Raw genomic sequence first — 17,565 nt, 5'->3', positions numbered from 1 at the left:
CCTCAACGTGACACCCCGCGTGACACCCTGCGTCACACGGTCATCGAGCGAACAAAGTCAGCGAGCGGTCCGGTGCCGTTCGCCGAGTCAGACATGACTCAGTGCCGAGGCGCTTTATGCAGAGAAAATCAACCAGGGCGTTTGCGTTCGCCGCAGACCGCGCAAACACCGCACGGCCGCTTCAGATCCTTTCGAACAGCACGTCTTGGGCACCTTCCCACAACACCTTGGTGCCGAGTTCGCGCAGCTTTTCCTTGCCCTCGACGATGGTCAGGAAGTGATTGCCCGCGAGTTGGCCCATCTTGCTTGCGAAACAGCACGAGCCGTACGCGAGAATGATCTCCGTTTCGCTGTAACCGCCGGGGTAGAACAGAATGTCGCCAACCGACGGATGGCTCGTGTGATTTTCAAAACCGACTGCCGCGCCGTCGTTTTCGAGTTTGAAGTCGCCAAGCGGAACCCAGCAGCCCTCGCCGCTCCAGCGCACGTGGATGATCTTCTGACGGTAAGGCAGGAGCTTCAGAAAGGCGGCCACCGTTTGCGGCGCGTCAGGATGCGTTTCGGCGGTAAAGACGTGGCCGCAGGAGGTGATTCGAAGTCGGGTCATCGCTAGGTATCCGGTGTGAGGGGTTGAGTGGAAGGGTCGGTCAGACGCCGGCTGAAGCCAGGCTGCAGGCATAACATTCTGTCGGCCGGTGCAATGCTTCGACAGATACAGTTGCCACACATCTGGTCAGGCCAGTTGATCCAGTGATAGCGGCTACTGCACATCGCGCAGGCCGCCGCCAACCCATGGCAGCCCGCTGCATATCATCTAAACCCAGCAACTGCAATGGTTACCCGCGACCTCCGGTTCATTGCATAGTGAACATCATGGCTTCTGAACTGGTCGGACCAGAATTCAGGCCCGGCCATGCCAGGTCCATCTCCCATCGCGCCACGAAAGTTCGTAGTTTGCAAGCCACGCAATGCCCAGCAAACTGTGCGAAGTGCGTAGTTGTCGTTTCGGTGATTCATTTGCCCTCAATGACCTACCGCGACCGGCCTCGATACGTTGTACCACGTGGCGACCGAACATTCCCGCGCTGCATGGCATCGGCGCCGGCAAATGCCAGCGTGCTTTCAATCGTCGGGATGCCGCTCGCGCATCGCACGCTAGCGAGCCACCCATACGATCCAGCCGCGCAACCCGACTCTCAGCCGCGCAGCCGGTAGGCAAGCGGCGTCACGCCATAGCCACGCTTGAACTGCACGGAGAAATGACTGGCATTCTCGAAACCAACCGCAATCGCGATTTGCAGCACCGTCTGATCGGTGGCGCGCAGCAGCCTCGCGGCCTCCTCGAGCCGCAAGCGCGTGACGAACTGATGAGGCGTTTCACCCGTCTCGCGGTGGAACACCCGAGCAAAGTGAAAGCTGCTTAACCCGGCCTGCGCGGCCAGTTCGCTGATGGCTAGATCGGCGGCGAGATTGGCGCGAATGTAATCGGTTACACGGCGGATGCGGCGCGGCACCAGGCGCTCGGGCTGCCGGGGCTGGCCAGCCCCGGCGTGACGACCGCGCGAGTAATGTTGCAACAGATGAGCGGCGAGCGCGTGGGCCAGCGCGTCGACGTACAGCCGCGAGTCGGCGGGGTCGCCCGTGGCACGATGCAATGCGCCGAGCATCGCGGCGATCAATGGATCGTGAAACTGCATCGCGTCGCCAAGCGACAACTCGGTCAGCGCAAGATCTCAAAAATGATAGCGAGGAACCGGCTTCCGTAATATTTGGAAATAGTTAATCATCCGGGTTGTCGTCCATCACGCGTTTCGAACGCCGGAGCTACCGTTTCATGGAACACGAATGCGATACGCTGCCACATTGGCTGACCGGCTCGCCGCAAGGCGAGGCCAGCCACTTGTCGGCGGCTTACAACTCAGCGGTTGCCGCACAACCGGCTTACCCGGCCGGCACGCGGCAACCCGAGGAATCAGCCCACGCGGCTGAAGCATCCAGGGCATCCACCCGCACCGCATCAGGCATGGTGCCCACAGGTTTTCTCACGCTCTTCACCGAGGAGGAGATTGGCACGCCCTCGCCCATCGCGCGGCGGGCCGCACCGATAATCAGTCCGCTGGTGCGATTTGGCAGCGCGCAGGACCGCATGGAATTCGTGCGGCGGCGCATCAGGCAACTCGGCTTCGACTCGTTCAGCTATACAGCCACGCGCACCACCGCGCATCACAAGACGATGTTCGTGCTGACCAGCTACGAGTCGCAGGCATGGCTCACGCGCTATTTCCGCGAGCGTTATTTCGAGCTGGATCCGCGCATCGCGCTGGCGTCGCCGACCGGCATGCCGTTCCTCTGGAACACCGCCGACATGCGCGCCGACCTGCCGCGCGCGCAGATGCGCAGCGAAAGGCTCGGCGGCCTGATCGACATGCTGGAGGCCACCGGCCGCAAAAGCGGGATTCTCACGCAAATGCCGCTGCCCGAGCCGGAACTGAGCGCGAGCCTGTGCTTCAACTCGGAGATCGGCAACCCGCGCTGGATGACAGAGTCGATCGTGGCCGAAACGCTGATGTTCGCGCATACGATCCACGAATTCATCTGGACGCACGCGAAGAGCGTGATCGGGATTGCGCCCGCGCAGCAGCAGCGCGTCACGCTGAGCGACTTGCAGCATGCGGTGCTGAAGGCGGTTGTGCAGGGACAGCGCGACAAGGAAATCGCCTACTTCCTCGGGCTGTCGCCGCATAACGTCGACTACCACTTGCGGCGCCTGCGGCAGTTGTTCAACGTGCGCAATCGCGTGCAGCTGATCAATGTGGCGCAGGGCTATGTGACGTAGGCGATATAGACGGAGGCGAGCCGCGGCCGGCGCACGTATCTGGCCGGCTGCGGAGACGCCGCAATTCACGGGGCGCCTGATCGACGCGTTGCACCTGCCCGGTTAGCTCTTGAGCCGATACCCGGTCTTGAAGATCCACGCGACGATCACGAGAAACACCGCCAGAAACAACGTGGTCATCCCGAGGCTGACACCGACATCCACATCGGCGAGGCCATAGAAGCTCCAGCGAAATCCGCTAACCAGGTAGACGATCGGATTGAACAGCGTCACGATCTTCCAGAACGGCGGCAGCATATTCACCGCATAGAAACTGCCGCCGAGGAACGTGAGCGGCGTGATGATCAGCAGCGGCACGAGTTGCAATTTCTCGAAGCTATCCGCCCAGATGCCGATAATGAAACCGAGCAGACTGAACGTCACCGCGGTGAGCACCAGGAACAGAATCATCCAGAACGGATGCTGCACTTGCAGCGGTACGAACAGCCCGGCGGTAGCCAGAATGATCAAGCCAAGCAGAATCGATTTGGTGGCCGCCGCGCCCACATAGCTCACGACGATCTCCAGATACGACACCGGGGCCGACAGCAGCTCGTAGATCGTGCCGGTAAAGCGCGGAAAGTAAATGCCGAATGACGCATTCGATATGCTTTGCGACAACAGCGACAGCATGATCAACCCCGGCACGATGAACGCGCCGTAACTGATGCCGTCCACTTCCTTGATACGCGAACCGATAGCCGCGCCGAACACGACGAAGTAAAGCGAAGTCGAAATCACCGGCGCGATGATGCTCTGCATCAGCGTGCGCCAGGTGCGTGCCATCTCGAACTTATAGATCGCGCGAATTGCGTAGATATTCATTAATTACCTCGGAGCAAACTGACGAAGATGTCTTCGAGCGAACTTTGTGTCGTATGCAGATCCTTGAAGCGGATACCGGCGTCGTCGAGCGCTTTGAGCAGCGCGATGATGTCGGTGCGCCCGCCGTCGCCCTCATACGTGTAGATCAGCTCGTTGCCCCCCTTGGCGACATCCAGCCCATAACCGGCCAGCACCGGCGGCACCTCCGCGAGCTGACCCTCCAGTTGCAGCGTCAACTGCTTCTTGCCGAGTTTGCGCATCAACTCCGTCTTCTCTTCCACTAGCATGATCTCGCCCGCATTGATCACGCCGATGCGGTCGGCCATTTCCTCGGCTTCGTCGATGTAGTGCGTGGTGAGAATGATCGTCACCCCGCTGGCGGTAAGCGAGCGCACCAGCTTCCACATATCGCGGCGCAACTCGACGTCGACGCCCGCCGTGGGTTCGTCGAGAAACAGCACGCGCGGTTCGTGCGAGAGCGCTTTCGCAATCAGTACGCGGCGCTTCATGCCGCCCGACAGCGTAATGATCTTGCTATCGCGTTTTTCCCACAGCGACAGATCGCGCAAGATCTTTTCGATGTAAGCGGGGTTTTTCGGCTTGCCGAACAGCCCGCGGCTGAACGAGACGGTCGCCCAGACGGTTTCGAACGAGTCGGTGGTCAGCTCCTGCGGCACGAGACCGATCAGCGAGCGTGCGCCGCGATAGTCCGTCGCGATGTCGCGGCCGTCCACCATCACGCTGCCAACGCTCGCATTGACGATGCCGCAGATGATGCTAATAAGGGTGGTTTTGCCCGCGCCGTTGGGCCCAAGCAAGGCGAAGATTTCTCCGCGGTTGATCGCCAGATTGATGTTCTTGAGTGCATGAAAACCTGTGGCATAGGTTTTCGACAGATTCGTGACTGAAACGATTGGCTGCATGGATTCGACGATGGCAGACACCGGTGTTTGATTGGAGGAAGGCGGCGCGAATGTGCGACCGCACCCGCAATGTAATTGAAAGTGAGAAAGCGTGCAGCGCAATCTCGAGATGCGGAGGAAGCCGATACGCTGGCTCAAGATCCGTCGGCAAGGTCCGTCTGCCTTTCAAGACCGGCCGTGGTTCATGCCAGACAGGCCCGATCCTGTCACGGTTCGGCGCACGCGAAACTGCTGGCGAGATTCACATTGCCCTTCCCGCCATAGCGGGGAAACAGCGGGTAACGGCACAACGGACGCGAGCGTCCGTTGGTCGCGGCCGCGATATCGGTAGCGATCAAGGTTTCGGGCGATATACCGCGCGTCACCCAATTATCGAGTGCACCCAGCAGATCCACGGATGGGATGAACACCCCGCCGCCATGTTGAAAACCCGGCACCATGTAGAGCCGCATGAACGCATCGACCTGGTCGACGCCGAAACGATCGATCAGCGCTTCGTAGTAGGCGATCGTCTGGTTCGGGCTGATGACTTCGTCCGCGAGGCCTTGCAGCGTGATGAGCTTGCCGCCGCGCGCGATGTAGCGTGCGAGGTCCGGGTTCATCGCGCCGATCGCCTGGGACAGCGCGATGAGCTGCCCGCGATATTTGCCGGGATGGAGCGGGTCGAACGTGAGCGAGTCGAACCGGGCGTCGCGCGTCACGAAATAGCGAATGTAGCCGTCGCCCTGCGCGAACAGGTAGCCGTTGGCGAAGAAGCTCGGCACCGGCAAACGCTCGGGTTGATGCGCGAGCCCGAGCATGCCGGTCAGACGCGTCCCCTGAAAGATGTTGTAGCCGCGATAACCGGTGACATTCCACGCCAGCGGGTAGGGCCAGGTCAGGCCGTCGCGCATCACCAGCAAGGTGGAGAGTTGCGCGTCGGCGAGGCACTCGTCGTGCGAGGGGGTTCGTCCGGCGCAGCGCAACGAGGCGATGATTTCCGCTTCGTGTTCCCGGCACCCGGCAACGTCGCTGACGATGCCGTCCGCCGCGCCGTCGAGCCGGTCGCAGACCGCAAGCGTGCGTTGATACACATGCTCGAGCAACAGCGGTGGAATGAAGCCACCAGGCGTCGAATATTCCGCCTGACCAAGCTTCAAGCCCATCAAACGCACGCCCGAAAAATTGAGCGCGGGCGAATTGGCGATCACGCCGTCGTAGTCGTCGGGATAGCGCTGCATCGCCGTGTAGCCTTCGCGGCCGCCCGTCGAGCCGCCGGCGAAATACATCCGTTGCGGCGGCCGGCCGTAAGCGCGCGCAATGAGTGCGAGCGCGGCGTCGTGCGTTTTCTTCAGATGCGCGTAGCCGAAGTTCGTCACCGCTTCATCGACGAGGCCAAAGATCGCGAGCGACGAATCGCCCACATGCCCCGAGTCGTCGCCGAAAGTCGCATAGCCTTGCGCGAGCGGCGCACGATCCGGAGAGAACGGCATCACGCCCGTACCGCTCACCACCACGCCGTTGTAGCCCCCGCCGCCGATCTGCAGCGCGCGGCCGTTCCAGCGGCGCGGCAGATTCAGGTCGAAACGGATATCGGGTGTGCTGGCTGTGAGCGCTTTGATGCGGCCAGTGATACGGCAATATTCGCCGCCTTGCTGATTGCCCGGCGCGGTGGCCGCCACCATCGCCGCGCTTTCGATCTGCACGCCGGCCGTGGGCAAAGCGATCAACTCAGGGGGCAACACCGCGCCCGCGAATTCCGCGCAATGCATGGCGAGCGACGCTTCATTGGGTGCGGCGAATGCCCCTGAGGCGTTCAGCCATAGCATCGCACCGGCGAGCGTCATGACCGTGCGCGACCCTCGCGTCAGATTCACATGGCGCGTACGGCGCGCACGCGCCCTCATCCGTAACCCGCGCTATTGGCAGCCGTGCGCGACTGCTGCCCTTTCCAGTCGTTCCAGCCGCGCGCGATCATCAATACCGCGCCGATGGCGACCAGATCGCCGCCGAGTCCGATCAGCGTGCCGCGAAAACCGTGGAACGTATGCGGCGTCGCCGTATCGACGATCAATGACACCAACGTTCCGGCGACAAAGCACACAAGCCCGGTACGGCCGACCGTCACCACCGCCGGCAACCGCTGTGCGAGCCACGCGATGCTGCCCACGCGCACGAACTGCGCGGCGAGCCAGGCGATGACGACAAAGTTGATCACGCGCTCCACGGAAAGGTTCTGTTTAAGCACACCGGGCAGCGGCTGCGTCAGCACAAAGAGTTTGACAATGGCGAACGCCAGCACCGCGACTACCGCGGCGCGCGTGAACCAGTGCGCCGTGCGGGTGGCGTGAAAGCGCTCGCTGATGGGTTGCACCCGGCACAGAACGCCGAGCACGAACATCAGTTGCCATGCAAACGGATTAAAAGCCCAGTCGGCCATGTCGTCAATGCTGAATAGCGCGGCCAGCGGCCGGGCGAGCGACCAGACCGTCGCGCTCGCGCCCAGCGCCGCGAGCGGGGAACGGCGCGCCAGCGGCACCACGAACGGTACGCACAGCGCAAAGATCACGTACATGGGCAGCACGCTCGACAGATACGGCTGGCGCCGCAGCACCGCAATATCGAACGCCTCGCGCAACGGCTGCACCGCGAACGGCTGCCAGCCGGTGAGGTCGACCATCGGCTGGTTCAGATGCAATTGCGCGAGAACGGCGCCGGACAGCAGTGTTAATACGGCCGTCAATAGATAGGCGCGATAGATCTCCCAGCAGCGCCTGATGAAGCGCATCGCCGCCGCACTCTCGCCGCGGCCCGCGAGTACTGCCGTATACGCTGCCGCCGACGCATAGCCGCCGAGGAACACGAACACTTCGGCCGAGTCGCACAAGGCATAGGTGTGCAACATCAGATGCGAGAGCGTGCTACCGGGAATGTGGTCCAACACGATGACGATCAACACGACGCCGCGGAAAAAATCCACTTCAATCGAGCGTCCGCGACGGGTGTCCATTCAGGTTCTCGCAAGATGGCGCATGCGTGTAATGCGCCGAGAAAAGCGGTTATACACCGGTGTTCCCAGTAGGAACTCCATAACAATAAAACTTTCCCACCGATGCCGCGCACCACGCCGACGCGTGCTGACAACCTCCCTTTAAGTGTGGGCGAAGTGGCAGCAATCTGAAATTCGGATGTCGGCGTGAAGTAATACTGCGTCGTCACGGCTTGGGTTGACGGAAAGTCTTGCGGCAAGTTTTGCGGCTTTTATTGCGTCCAGCGTGAGCATAATCGGTAAAGGCCACGGAAAAAAATCACCCATGTCGGTGCGCGATTTTTTTCGCTTTTTTTCATCGTAGGATGGGTTCCCGCACGCCCGTTGGAAGACATACACATGAACAACAGGATTGCCGGCTTCGACGGATTGCGCGCGATTGCAGTCCTGATGGTCTTTTTTCAGCACCGTCTATTCGGTGACGTTGGCGAAATCGGCCACCTTGGCGTATGGATCTTCTTCGCGCTGAGCGGCTTTCTGATTATCGGCATTCTGTCCGCGCAACGCACGCGCATCGAAACAAACGGCAGCCGGTTCGGCGCTGAACTGAAGCGCTTCCTGTTTCGCCGTACGCTACGCATATTTCCGATCTACTACCTGATGCTGGTGGTGATGTGCGTGCTGATGGCGCTCGGGATGGCGAGCCCTGAGTTAGCGAGCGGCATGCCGTTTCATTTCGCTTATCTGTCGAACGTCTGGATCGGCTCCGTGCTGCATTACTGGCCGGGGTGTTACTCGCATCTCTGGAGTCTCGCGATCGAGGAGCAGTTCTATCTCGTCTTTGCGCCGTTCTTGCTGCTGGTTGCGGCGCGGCGGCATCGCGCGGTGTGCCTCGCGATTGTCGCGGTTGGTCTGGTTTCTCTGCTGGCGATGCGGGCCGCACAGTGGCAGGAAATCACCATCTACACGCATCCGCTGACCAACTTCTGGTTGCTGGCGCTGGGCGGGATTGGCGGCTTGATGATCGCCGGGAAAGAAAGCCGTTTACGCGTCATGCTCGGACATGGCATGACGCTGTTCGTGTTGAGTGTTTGCCTTGTGGGGTTTTGTGCGACCGAGCCAAGGTGGAGTCAGTTAGACAGTTCGCTTGCGTTCACGATGGTCAGCGCGTTGTATGGCGTCTCTATCGCGGCGCTTGTGTGTTCGATTGCGTGCTGCCGTAACGCGGCAGTGATCGGTCTGCTTGAAACCGGCTGGCTGGTGAACTTCGGGCGCATCAGCTACGGCTTTTATCTCTATCACAATCTGATTCCGGACCTGACCCGCAACCACCACGCCATGGCGTTCTTCGGGGGCACCGTACCGATCTGGGCGCACGTCGCCGGGATTGTCGCGTCGTTCCTGATTTCGCTGACGATGGCCGTGCTCTCCTGGCGGCTGATCGAAGCGCCGATTCTTCGCTTGAAGACACAGCGCGCACAGCCGCGCACCACGGCTCCTATGGCGACGCAAACACCGGCCACGTTTGTCGCTCGCAACGGGCGCGCATTGAGGGATGAAGGCGCGGCTTCAGATGCCGCTTAAAGGCTTCATTACGTTCTTCTTTCCTGCGGTTTGAGTAAGGGCACGGTGTCATGCGGCCTCACTTAGCCGGCTGCTTCGAACCTTGCGCGACACGCGGGCACAGAAGTGTCCAGGCCCATTGGCGACGCCATTCCCAAGCCGGTCGAGCCGGGCCTCGATCAGCCGCTGCCTCAAAGGGGCGAAACGCCACCGCCCGCGAAGCGACATCCCCGCGGTTACGGCGGCGCCAGAATAGCGGCATCCGCCGCCGATTAACGGAATCCGAAAGCCTCCACCTTGCGCCCCTCGAGACTGACCTCGACCGCCTCAGCGCAAGGCGCCTGGCAGGGCGTGTTGTCGATCGTGGGCGCGGCGCCTGGGAGGGTCTCGGTGATGATAATGGCTTTGATCAATCTGGCATCATCGGTCACGACCATCTCCAGAAGGAGCGTCACGCCGCTGTCATACTGGATCGTCATCGTACCGGTGCAATTCGAATTGACCGTGTAGTAGCCGCTCTGATTTCCGGTGAAATCAGTCTGACCGCCCTTGGGTGCGCCGCCGACGGTACCGGTGTCGATCCGCTTGAAGTGGCCGGACCCGTTGAAGATTACGAGCGCAACGTCGTTAAGTAGCTGTTGCGTGACAAACGGATGGACTCCCCCCGTCGAATCCAGCAATCCAATCAGTTTCCCTTGCGCGCTGAAGCCGTACGCGCCGTTCAGCGTGGCGAGCGAGCACTTATCGGCGGCTTTTGCCGCGCCACTGAGCGCCAGAAGCGCCATAGCTGTGGCCGACAGAACGCTTATACGCTTGCTATTCATGTTCATCTCCTTTCCAAGCAAATCAGACGCCCAACTCAATTCATACACTTCGGCTACCTAACTGAATCGAGTGGACCTTTCAAAGCGATTTAACAGGCACGCCCGTACCCGGCCGACGCTGTTCGCGCAGCCAGCGATAAAAGGACGAAGCCCCTCAACAGGCTCGCGTCCAGCGGAAATACGGCATGGTATCGTCGGCGATTCGAGCAGCGCAGGCGCGCGGTGCCGGGGGGGCCGATAGCGGAAGATAGTGATTGGCGAACTGCTTCACCGGGCAAATGATTGATAGCCCGGTGCCGGCGGACGCGTGCGGAGGAATCGCACGGAAATCCGCGCATTGGCTGACTTCGTGAGTCAGCGGCGCATTAAGATTGCACCGCGAGATTCAGTATAGGCCGCGCATCCGGGAATATCGGACAAAAGCGCGGCGGATTATAACGACGGGGCCGCAGTTTCCCGCTTGTCCAATCGGGGCGGAACAAGGAAAACCGCCGCCCGTTTTCGCGCTTTCCCGGCGCAATGCGGATCAGGCGGCCGCCGGCTCGTGGACGATCTTCAGCGCGCTCTTATGCTCCTTGACCAGCCGGTAAACGGTTTCACCAGGAACGGTCTCCCGCTCGAGCAGTTCGTCGGCAATGGCGCGCAGTACGGGCTCATAGGCGTGCAGCAGCCCATAACACAACTCGTTCAATTCCTTGAGCAGCACGTTGGCGTGTTCGATGGCACCTTTCATTTGCAGGCCCGCGTACTGCGACGGCAGCGCCGCCAGGCTGAACAGATCGCCGTCGCGGTTGAAGCCGAACTTCGACACCATGTCGAGGCTGATGCGCGATGCTTCCTGCAGATCCGACGCAGCGCCGCTAGAAGCTTCGGAGAACGTGAGAATTTCGGCGTTGCGTCCGCCGAGCAAGACCTGAATTTCGTTGCGGATTTCAGTTTCACGGTACAGGTGCTTGTCCTGCGCCTTCGTGATGAGCGCGACACCCAATGCGCCGCCACGCGGCAAGATCGTGACCTCTTCCAGCACGCCGGTGCCGAGCAGCGCGGCAACGAGACCGTGCCCTGCTTCGTGCACTGCGATACGCGTGCGTTCGTCCTCGCTCAGTGCCCGTTCCGCGCCGCTTACGTCGCCGATGCGCGCAATCTTGATCGCCTCCATGAAATGCTTCGAAGCGATTTCCGTTTCGCCGGCCTTGCGCGCGACCAGCCCCGCCTGATTCACGACCATCGCGACGGTAGCGGGAGAAAGGCCCGTGGTCAGGCGAGCGAGCTGGTCGTAGTCGATGTCGGCGGCCTTCGACTTCAGCTTCTCCGCATAGAAGCGGAAAATTTTTGCGCGGTCTTCGCGGTCGGGCAAACGGACCTGCACCGTGCGGTCGAACCGGCCCGGACGGCGCAACGCCTCATCGAGATTGTCGGGATGGTTGGTCGCCGCAACGATGATGACGCCTTCGTTGGAAGCAAAGCCATCCATTTCCGCCAGCAGCTGGTTGATGATCCGGTTGCTCTCGGCTTCGACGGGACCGCCGCCGGTATCCGTACGCTTGGCGAGGCCGTCGGCTTCGTCGATGAAGATGACCGTGGGGGCATTCTTGCGCGCGAGTTCGAACAGATGTTTGACCTTCTGGATGCCGACGCCGTAGTACTTCGCACTGAAATAGCTGCCCGTGATCGAAATGAAGTTCGCGCCGCATTCGCCGGCGAGCGCCTGCGCAAGCCGCGTCTTACCGACGCCCGGGCCGCCGACCATCAGAATGCCGCACGGCGCGCGCACGCCCATCGACGTGAATTGCTTCGGATCGGACAGGTAGCCGCGGATGTCCGCCAGCGCCGCCTTGGCTTCACCCGCGCCGATCACGTCGTCGAAACGCAGCCTGGGTGCACGGCTGAGAAGCGACGCGCCGCCCCTCATCTCGCGGCGCATGAACCACGCCATGCCGCCGATCAACAGCAGCGGCAGCAGCAGGCCGATTGCATCGCGCACCTGGTTGAACACCGGAACCCAGCGCGATGCGCCGGTCCGGATATCGGCGTCGGGCAGCCACACGAGCTGATAGGACGCGGCCTCGCCGGCTTTGGGCTCGCCAAGCAGCAGTGCGTGCGAGAACGTTGCGTTATGGTCGGTGACGAAGTATTTCGCGCCCTCGCGCGTCGACACCAGAATCGCGTTGGGGCTCACGCCGATCGCGGCCACGTTGGCGCTGTGAATGTCACGCAACATTTGCGACGCATCTTGCTCGTCGCGCGTCCACGCCGAGGGATCGTGGCGCATCTGGCTCGCGATGCCGGTAAGCGCCGGCGTGGCCTGCCCGTCGCGCTGCTGGTAAATCCAGACGCTCAACGCAAGCAACACCGCGATGAGTACAGCACCAGCTCCCATGGCGATCTTGCGCACGCGTCTTTTCCCAAGCGAGTTCTTTCCCGGCTTCATAAGTCACTTCCAAAAACAGGCCAGGGCTGGCCTTCAATACTGGTCAAAATCAGGTGGTAGAGGCTGGCGAGAGGGAATCTGCTGACGCGACAGCGCGCATGGCGGAAAGAAGGACATTCGACTCCATGTCCCTTTTAGCAGCTCGCACGCCGGTCAGTATGCCGGGTGGCCACTTTTTCCATATTGCAGAAAAGACCGGTTTCTACCGTCTATCCGGCGATTTATATCGTCGAATTTGGGGGAGCGATCGGCGCCTTGAAAGCGACGACCCGCTGCACCGGCGCACAGTTTATCAGCGCTATATTCACTGCGTATTCTGTATACGTGAAAGTACCCGCGCCCTATTAAAAAGCGGTCAGAATTACAGCAAATAGCGAAAAAATCGTGGAATGAACTAAACGTTCGATAGGCAAGGCGCCTAACGTTCGAGCAGCTGAGCGGCGGGCCTCTTTGGGCCCGTCCGCATCTCGCCGCACTCTCAGGTTCTTCTTTTTTATTGCCGGTACCTTGTGGCACCGGTCTGCTCTCCCGCAACTACCCCCGATTCCCGCAACCTTTCCCTCGACAGAGTCAGACTCAGGCGGCTGTACGCCGCCCCGGCTTCATCTGCGCTTCACTCCCGAGCTGGTCGAGAAGCGATCTGCATCTAATCATCCGACGATACCGCAGGTTTTCTGATTGGCTTTACCATCCGTCTCAATTTTGGACGACGGCGTGTTAAATACCTGGTTACCATCGGTACTTCACCAGAACCGCATCCTCCATTCGCAGCAACCGATCCATGAATCAGCGCACCTTGCCGCCATCCCTGGCCGCTGCAGCCCCAGCCGAACCGCGCTCCGCCATTTCCACGAGCCGCTTCAGCACGCATGCGCTCGCAGCCGAGGAACAATTTCTGGCCTGGCGCCAGCGCGTGGGCCATGTGGTCGACACGCCGCCGTCGAAGGAACAGATCGGCAGGGGCTTTCGCGGTGAAATCGATTTTTATGCAGTCGGCGGCATGGTGTTTACGGACTGCAGCACGCAAGCGCTGCGGCTGGAACGGTCGGTCGCGCGCGTCTCCACAGACTCGCGGCGCGATTACGCCTTTCACCTGTTCGTGGAAGGCGAAATCGGCCATGTGACGGGCATGCGCAAGAAACGCAGCGCGCCGGACTCGGTGCAGGGCATCGTCGCGTTCGACCTGAACCAGCCGTTTCGGGCCGAACGGCCCGAATGCCGGCTTCTGAGCCTGTTCGTACCGTCCGCGATCGTGGACGAGGAACTGGGCGACGGCGCGGCGATTCACGGCCGGATTGTCCAGCAGGGTTCGCCGCTGACCGGCCTCGTGCTGGACCACCTCGCGGCAGTCGCCCGGGAAATCCCCACGCTCGACCCGGCCGCCGCGGCGGAGGCACTCCATGCCGGCGCCCAACTGCTGGTCGCAGCCTTCCGCAAGGAGGCGCGCCTGACCGGAGCGAGCCGGGCGGCGCTGCAGGCTGCCGTGATGGGACAGGTGCGGCGCTACGTCGAAGCCAACCTGCACCAGGACGACCTCACGCCGACCAGCGTGGTTCAGGCGTTACAGCTGAAACGCGCCACCATCTATCGCTGGTTCGAGCACGACGGCGGGCTCGGCGCCTACATCCGCAATCGCCGGTTGCGGGAAGCAGCGGACGAACTGGTCCGTTTTCCGCATCTTCAGGTGACGGAAATCGCTTACGGACTCGGTTTCCGAAGCGCGTCCGATTTCACCCGCGCATTTCGCCGTGCCTTCGACATGAGCCCGCAGGATATGCGGGCGCACGCGCTGGACCTGCAGCACCGCAGCGCGGAGGAGCTTACGCAGGCGGTTGCGAAGCGCCGGCAAGGCGCGCATCCGGCGAACAGCACCACGCCGAAGCTGTAAATCACCGCAAGTCCGGCCGCGCGCCGAGTTGCCGGAAACGCTTCCATGATCAGCACGGAACTCGGGCCGGCGCTGTTGACCGCAAGCGCCACGTACGACGTGATGATGACGAGCGCGGCGACATCGCCCACGCTCGAACGCGGGAAAACGTCGGACCGCGCTGCTACACTTGCGCACTGCCCACTTCCCAAAGAATCCTCGTCGCCCGGCATCGTGCTGATCGCAATCTGCGTGAGCGTCGTGCGGCACTTTCTTCGGCTGACACACTCCGCACGCCATGCTTCGATTCGAGAACCTCAGCAAGCGCTATAGCGAACACATCATCTTTCAAGGACTGCACTACGACACGGCTGCAGGATGCGTGGCGCTCAACGATGAATCGGGCAGCGGCAAGTCGACGCTGCTTGGCATCCTCGCCGGCACGATCGGCCCCGACGCCGGCGAAGTGTGGCTGGGCGGCCATTCGTTGCGCACCGCGCCGCATGAGGCGAAATCCGTGCTCACGCATGTGCCGGAAGACTGCATGACGTATCCGGACCAGACCGGTCGCGCGTATCTGGAGCGCGTGGCGTCGGAAAGAAAGACAGCGGTCGACAGCCATGCGCTCGAGCTGGCCCATCGCTTGGGACTCGAACCGCATTTCGACAAGCGCTTCGAGCAGATGTCGTTTGGCACGCGCAAGAAGTTCTTCCTGAGCGCGGCCGTACTCGGCGAGACGAAAGTCGTGATCGCGGATGAACCGGCCGGCGGACTCGACGCCTCGGCGCGCGGAGTTCTGGTCGAGCTGTTTAAAACGCTGGCCGAAACCCGCACGGTCTTTTTCTCGAGCTACGACCCGGCTTTTACGCAAGCATGCGAGGCGAAAACCATCGCTTTTGCGGACCTGGGTATGCGCGGCTAGAAGGTTCCGCGCGTCGCGGTCTTGTGCAAGGCACGATCTGTCGATTTTCGCGACTTGCGATGTGGTTGCGCAATCGCACGCCGCTGGAAATCCAGACGCGCCTGCACCAGCATGGCAAACAGATGGTGCCGCTGCCGATGAACGTTGGCTAAATCAGTGAACCATCGTCACCGGGGTCACCGTGCGCCTTGAGAGCGACGCGAACATGGCCAGCCTGCGGAAAAAGCCCATATGGCTGGCATCGATCACCATCACGTCGGGCTGGGTGGTCGCAGCGTAGTCGGCGATCGCTTTCGTACGGTGGCCGAAGACCCGCTTCCAGCGATACGGCACGCCGGCTTCTTCGAGAATGGTGCGGACGTCGATCAAGGCCTTCAGCATGGCCTGCTTTTCCCGGCGCACCAATGCACTTCGACTGTGGAAGGCTGCCGCGCGCCCCTGATCGACAGGCTCGAGTACTTCCAGCAGTTCGACTTCGGTTACGCCGCGCTCCAGAAACATGAACGCCGCGTAGCGCGCGGCTTCTATCGCGCCGCCCTGGTCGAGAACAGGGATCAGCATGCGTATCATCGAGAACTCCTGGCGGGTAACTGATACTTTGAGCTTAGCCAATGCGCCGTTAACGTGGCGTAAAAAGCCGGCTGTATTGTCTGGCAGCGTACGAGCGAATTCCACAGCGGCGCAAAGCAGCCTCACGTTGCCTGTATCGCTGCGGGATTCAGCTCGATATGCAAAATCACCAGCCACCGCTTCGGACAATCCTCGGCAATCTGCAGCTCCTGCTTGCGCTCGCCGACCGTCTTCACGAACCCCTTCTCACGCGCGAAACCGAACGCGCGCCGCGCATCGGATTGCAGCCACAGCGTTAGCAGCCCGCATGTCACACAACGGACAACGCCATAAAGGCCGAGAAACGATTGCCGCCGGCGATATAAAAATCTTGTGAAATTCACCGCACGCCAACCAGCCTGTAGCCCACCCCCGCTTCGGTGACGATGTGTTCCGGATGCGCCGGATCGCGTTCGAGCTTGTGGCGCAGATGCCCCATGTAGATTCGCAGGTAGTGGTGGTTGTCGGTTTGCAAGGGACCCCATACCTCGCCGAGCAGCTGCTCATGCGTCAATACGCGCCCGGGATGGCGCACCAGCGCGGAGAGAAGGCGATATTCGGTGGGGCTGAGATGGACGGTCCGGCTGCCGCGCACGACCCTCCGCTCGCCGAGATCGATCGTGACGAGGCCGAACCGAACCTGAGGCACACCAACCCTGTCGCCGTTGACCTGTCTGCGCAAATGCGCGCGGATCCGCGCGCTGAGCTCCGGCAAGCCGAATGGTTTGGTGAGGTAATCGTCGGCGCCGGCATCGAGCGCGGCAACCTTGTCTTCCTCGCGGCTGCGCGCCGACAGGACGATCACCGGCATCGCGGACCAGCCGCGCAACTCACGGATCACCTCGATGCCGTCCATGTCCGGCAAACTCAGATCGACAATGACGAGATCCGCCAGCCGCGTGGCAGCCTGCGCCAGGCCTTGTGCGCCGGTCTGCGCATCGAAGACACTCATGCCGGCCGCTTCGAGGCTCGTGCGAATGAAGCGGCGGATGGCTTTGTCAGCGTCGATCACAACGATTGTTACGGTGGGATCGCTCATGAATGTGCCACGTCGGCAGCCCCCCTGAGGTCGCGGCCAACTTCCAGGCGGAGTCTCCATAGATTATTGGACAGGCGCGCTTCATGCGCGCCGGCAAAACAACGGCAGTAAAGCAACGGACTCAATGCATCGGCTTGAGATCGTCCAACGCCAGGTTGAGCTTCAGCACGTTCACGCGTGCCTCGCCGAAAACGCCGAACTGCCGCCCCGACGTATTGCGCGCAACAAGATCGTTCACCTGTTCGACCGGCAGGCCGCGGGCCTTCGCCACCCGCTCCGCCTGATAAGCGGCAGCCGCAGGACTGATCTCCGGATCGAGCCCGCTGCCCGACGACGTCACCAGATCCACCGGCACCGGCTGCGACATGTCGTTACCCGCTGCCTTCAAGGCATCGAGACGGCCTTTGATTTCATCGGCGAGCGCGGGGTTGGTCGGGCCGAGGTTCGAACCACCCGAGTTCTGCGCGTTGTAGGGCTGGGGCGTGGTGGCCGACAGGCGTCCCCAGAAATAGTACGGCGCGTCGAACTGCTGGCCGATCAGCGCGGAGCCGGCGGCGTTGCCGTTGCGCTCGAGGAGGCTGCCGTTCGCTTGCGCCGCGAAGGCCGCATGACCGATTGCGGTCACAACGATCGGATAGATCACCCCGGTGATCACGGTCATCAGGATGAACAGGACGAGTACCGGGCGAAGCAGCGTTTTCATGATGTTCACCACTCTA

The 17,565-nt window shown here is 61.6% G+C and carries 16 protein-coding genes and 1 pseudogene; 6 read left to right on the top strand and 11 right to left on the bottom strand.

Annotation, left to right across the window (positions count from 1 at the left end):
• Positions 1-181 precede the first annotated feature (181 nt).
• A complete protein-coding gene (locus P3T22_RS05715; protein ID WP_063500024.1) occupies positions 182-607 on the bottom strand; it encodes a DUF3830 family protein in 426 nt (141 codons plus the stop codon).
• 589 nt (positions 608-1,196) lie between these two features.
• Positions 1,197-1,718, bottom strand: a pseudogene (locus tag P3T22_RS05710) (helix-turn-helix domain-containing protein); the annotation flags it as partial.
• Between the two features lie 116 nt (positions 1,719-1,834).
• Here P3T22_RS05710 and P3T22_RS05705 point away from each other — a divergent pair.
• On the top strand, positions 1,835-2,836 hold the full coding sequence (locus P3T22_RS05705) for a helix-turn-helix transcriptional regulator (protein WP_063500845.1): 1,002 nt from the start codon (positions 1,835-1,837) through the stop codon (positions 2,834-2,836).
• A gap of 102 nt (positions 2,837-2,938) precedes the next feature.
• Here P3T22_RS05705 and P3T22_RS05700 read toward each other — a convergent pair whose 3' ends face one another.
• The 4 genes from P3T22_RS05700 to P3T22_RS05685 form a co-directional block, all read right to left on the bottom strand.
• Positions 2,939-3,700: an ABC transporter permease gene (locus P3T22_RS05700; protein WP_063500025.1), complete on the bottom strand. Its 762-nt coding sequence runs from the start codon at positions 3,698-3,700 to the stop codon at positions 2,939-2,941.
• Positions 3,700-4,623, bottom strand: coding sequence for an ABC transporter ATP-binding protein (locus tag P3T22_RS05695; protein WP_063500026.1), 924 nt, complete (start codon positions 4,621-4,623; stop codon positions 3,700-3,702). Before P3T22_RS05695 ends, P3T22_RS05700 begins: the two co-directional genes overlap by 1 nt.
• Before the next feature lie 206 nt (positions 4,624-4,829).
• Positions 4,830-6,449, bottom strand: coding sequence for a tannase/feruloyl esterase family alpha/beta hydrolase (locus tag P3T22_RS05690; RefSeq protein WP_420488492.1), 1,620 nt, complete (start codon positions 6,447-6,449; stop codon positions 4,830-4,832).
• A gap of 56 nt (positions 6,450-6,505) precedes the next feature.
• Positions 6,506-7,612, bottom strand: a complete 1,107-nt coding sequence (locus P3T22_RS05685) for an OpgC domain-containing protein (protein WP_063500028.1) — start codon at positions 7,610-7,612, stop codon at positions 6,506-6,508.
• 378 nt (positions 7,613-7,990) lie between these two features.
• On the opposite strand from P3T22_RS05685, the gene P3T22_RS05680 reads away from it, so the two are divergent.
• Entirely contained in the window at positions 7,991-9,175 is a 1,185-nt protein-coding gene (locus P3T22_RS05680; RefSeq protein WP_429324481.1) for an acyltransferase family protein, read from the top strand.
• 251 nt (positions 9,176-9,426) lie between these two features.
• On the opposite strand, the gene P3T22_RS05675 is transcribed toward P3T22_RS05680, so the two are convergent.
• Both P3T22_RS05675 and P3T22_RS05670 read right to left on the bottom strand, forming a co-directional pair.
• Entirely contained in the window at positions 9,427-9,984 is a 558-nt protein-coding gene (locus P3T22_RS05675; protein WP_429324480.1) for a hypothetical protein, read from the bottom strand.
• Between the two features lie 520 nt (positions 9,985-10,504).
• On the bottom strand, positions 10,505-12,409 hold the full coding sequence (locus P3T22_RS05670) for an AAA family ATPase (protein ID WP_063500031.1): 1,905 nt from the start codon (positions 12,407-12,409) through the stop codon (positions 10,505-10,507).
• A gap of 125 nt (positions 12,410-12,534) precedes the next feature.
• Here P3T22_RS05670 and P3T22_RS05665 point away from each other — a divergent pair, with 125 nt between their 5' ends.
• From P3T22_RS05665 to P3T22_RS05650, 4 genes are all read left to right on the top strand, one after another.
• On the top strand, positions 12,535-12,783 hold the full coding sequence (locus P3T22_RS05665; RefSeq protein ID WP_148662371.1) for a hypothetical protein: 249 nt from the start codon (positions 12,535-12,537) through the stop codon (positions 12,781-12,783).
• Positions 12,784-13,190: 407 nt separating this feature from the next.
• Entirely contained in the window at positions 13,191-14,297 is a 1,107-nt protein-coding gene (locus P3T22_RS05660) for an AraC family transcriptional regulator (protein ID WP_063500032.1), read from the top strand.
• Positions 14,298-14,342: 45 nt separating this feature from the next.
• Positions 14,343-14,609 carry a hypothetical protein gene (locus P3T22_RS05655; RefSeq protein WP_063500033.1) on the top strand — a complete coding sequence of 89 codons (267 nt, stop codon included), beginning with the start codon at positions 14,343-14,345 and terminating at the stop codon, positions 14,607-14,609.
• A complete protein-coding gene (locus P3T22_RS05650; RefSeq protein ID WP_063500034.1) occupies positions 14,575-15,198 on the top strand; it encodes an ABC transporter ATP-binding protein in 624 nt (207 codons plus the stop codon). The genes P3T22_RS05655 and P3T22_RS05650 overlap by 35 nt, the downstream gene beginning before the upstream one ends.
• 153 nt (positions 15,199-15,351) lie before the next feature.
• Here P3T22_RS05650 and P3T22_RS05645 read toward each other — a convergent pair whose 3' ends face one another.
• The 3 genes from P3T22_RS05645 to kdpC form a co-directional block, all read right to left on the bottom strand.
• Positions 15,352-15,873 carry a universal stress protein gene (locus tag P3T22_RS05645; protein WP_420488493.1) on the bottom strand — a complete coding sequence of 174 codons (522 nt, stop codon included), beginning with the start codon at positions 15,871-15,873 and terminating at the stop codon, positions 15,352-15,354.
• Positions 15,874-16,147: 274 nt separating this feature from the next.
• A complete protein-coding gene (locus P3T22_RS05640; RefSeq protein WP_063500036.1) occupies positions 16,148-16,846 on the bottom strand; it encodes a response regulator in 699 nt (232 codons plus the stop codon).
• A 121-nt stretch (positions 16,847-16,967) separates the two neighbouring features.
• Positions 16,968-17,549, bottom strand: a complete 582-nt coding sequence (gene kdpC, locus P3T22_RS05635) for a potassium-transporting ATPase subunit KdpC (RefSeq protein WP_063500037.1) — start codon at positions 17,547-17,549, stop codon at positions 16,968-16,970.
• Positions 17,550-17,565 lie beyond the last annotated feature (16 nt).

Source organism: Paraburkholderia sp. GAS348 (assembly GCF_050434205.1).
Lineage (GTDB): Bacteria > Pseudomonadota > Gammaproteobacteria > Burkholderiales > Burkholderiaceae > Paraburkholderia.
Note: the sequence above shows the minus strand (reverse complement) of the source record. Positions and strands in the feature narration are given on the sequence as shown.

Bases quoted from the DNA above. Each gene is read 5' to 3' on its own strand.
- P3T22_RS05685 (WP_063500028.1), bottom strand. From the start codon at position 7,612: ATGGACACCCGTCGCGGACGCTCGATTGAAGTGGATTTTTTCCGCGGC.
- P3T22_RS05695 (WP_063500026.1), bottom strand. From the start codon at position 4,623: ATGCAGCCAATCGTTTCAGTCACGAATCTGTCGAAAACCTATGCCACA.
- P3T22_RS05705 (WP_063500845.1), top strand. From the start codon at position 1,835: ATGGAACACGAATGCGATACGCTGCCACATTGGCTGACCGGCTCGCCG.
- P3T22_RS05680 (WP_429324481.1), top strand. From the start codon at position 7,991: ATGAACAACAGGATTGCCGGCTTCGACGGATTGCGCGCGATTGCAGTC.
- P3T22_RS05700 (WP_063500025.1), bottom strand. From the start codon at position 3,700: ATGAATATCTACGCAATTCGCGCGATCTATAAGTTCGAGATGGCACGC.
- P3T22_RS05665 (WP_148662371.1), top strand. From the start codon at position 12,535: ATGTCCCTTTTAGCAGCTCGCACGCCGGTCAGTATGCCGGGTGGCCAC.
- kdpC (WP_063500037.1), bottom strand. From the start codon at position 17,549: ATGAAAACGCTGCTTCGCCCGGTACTCGTCCTGTTCATCCTGATGACC.
- P3T22_RS05650 (WP_063500034.1), top strand. From the start codon at position 14,575: ATGCTTCGATTCGAGAACCTCAGCAAGCGCTATAGCGAACACATCATC.
- P3T22_RS05640 (WP_063500036.1), bottom strand. From the start codon at position 16,846: ATGAGCGATCCCACCGTAACAATCGTTGTGATCGACGCTGACAAAGCC.
- P3T22_RS05690 (WP_420488492.1), bottom strand. From the start codon at position 6,449: ATGACGCTCGCCGGTGCGATGCTATGGCTGAACGCCTCAGGGGCATTC.
- P3T22_RS05675 (WP_429324480.1), bottom strand. From the start codon at position 9,984: ATGAACATGAATAGCAAGCGTATAAGCGTTCTGTCGGCCACAGCTATG.
- P3T22_RS05660 (WP_063500032.1), top strand. From the start codon at position 13,191: ATGAATCAGCGCACCTTGCCGCCATCCCTGGCCGCTGCAGCCCCAGCC.
- P3T22_RS05715 (WP_063500024.1), bottom strand. From the start codon at position 607: ATGACCCGACTTCGAATCACCTCCTGCGGCCACGTCTTTACCGCCGAA.
- P3T22_RS05655 (WP_063500033.1), top strand. From the start codon at position 14,343: ATGATCAGCACGGAACTCGGGCCGGCGCTGTTGACCGCAAGCGCCACG.
- P3T22_RS05670 (WP_063500031.1), bottom strand. From the start codon at position 12,409: ATGAAGCCGGGAAAGAACTCGCTTGGGAAAAGACGCGTGCGCAAGATC.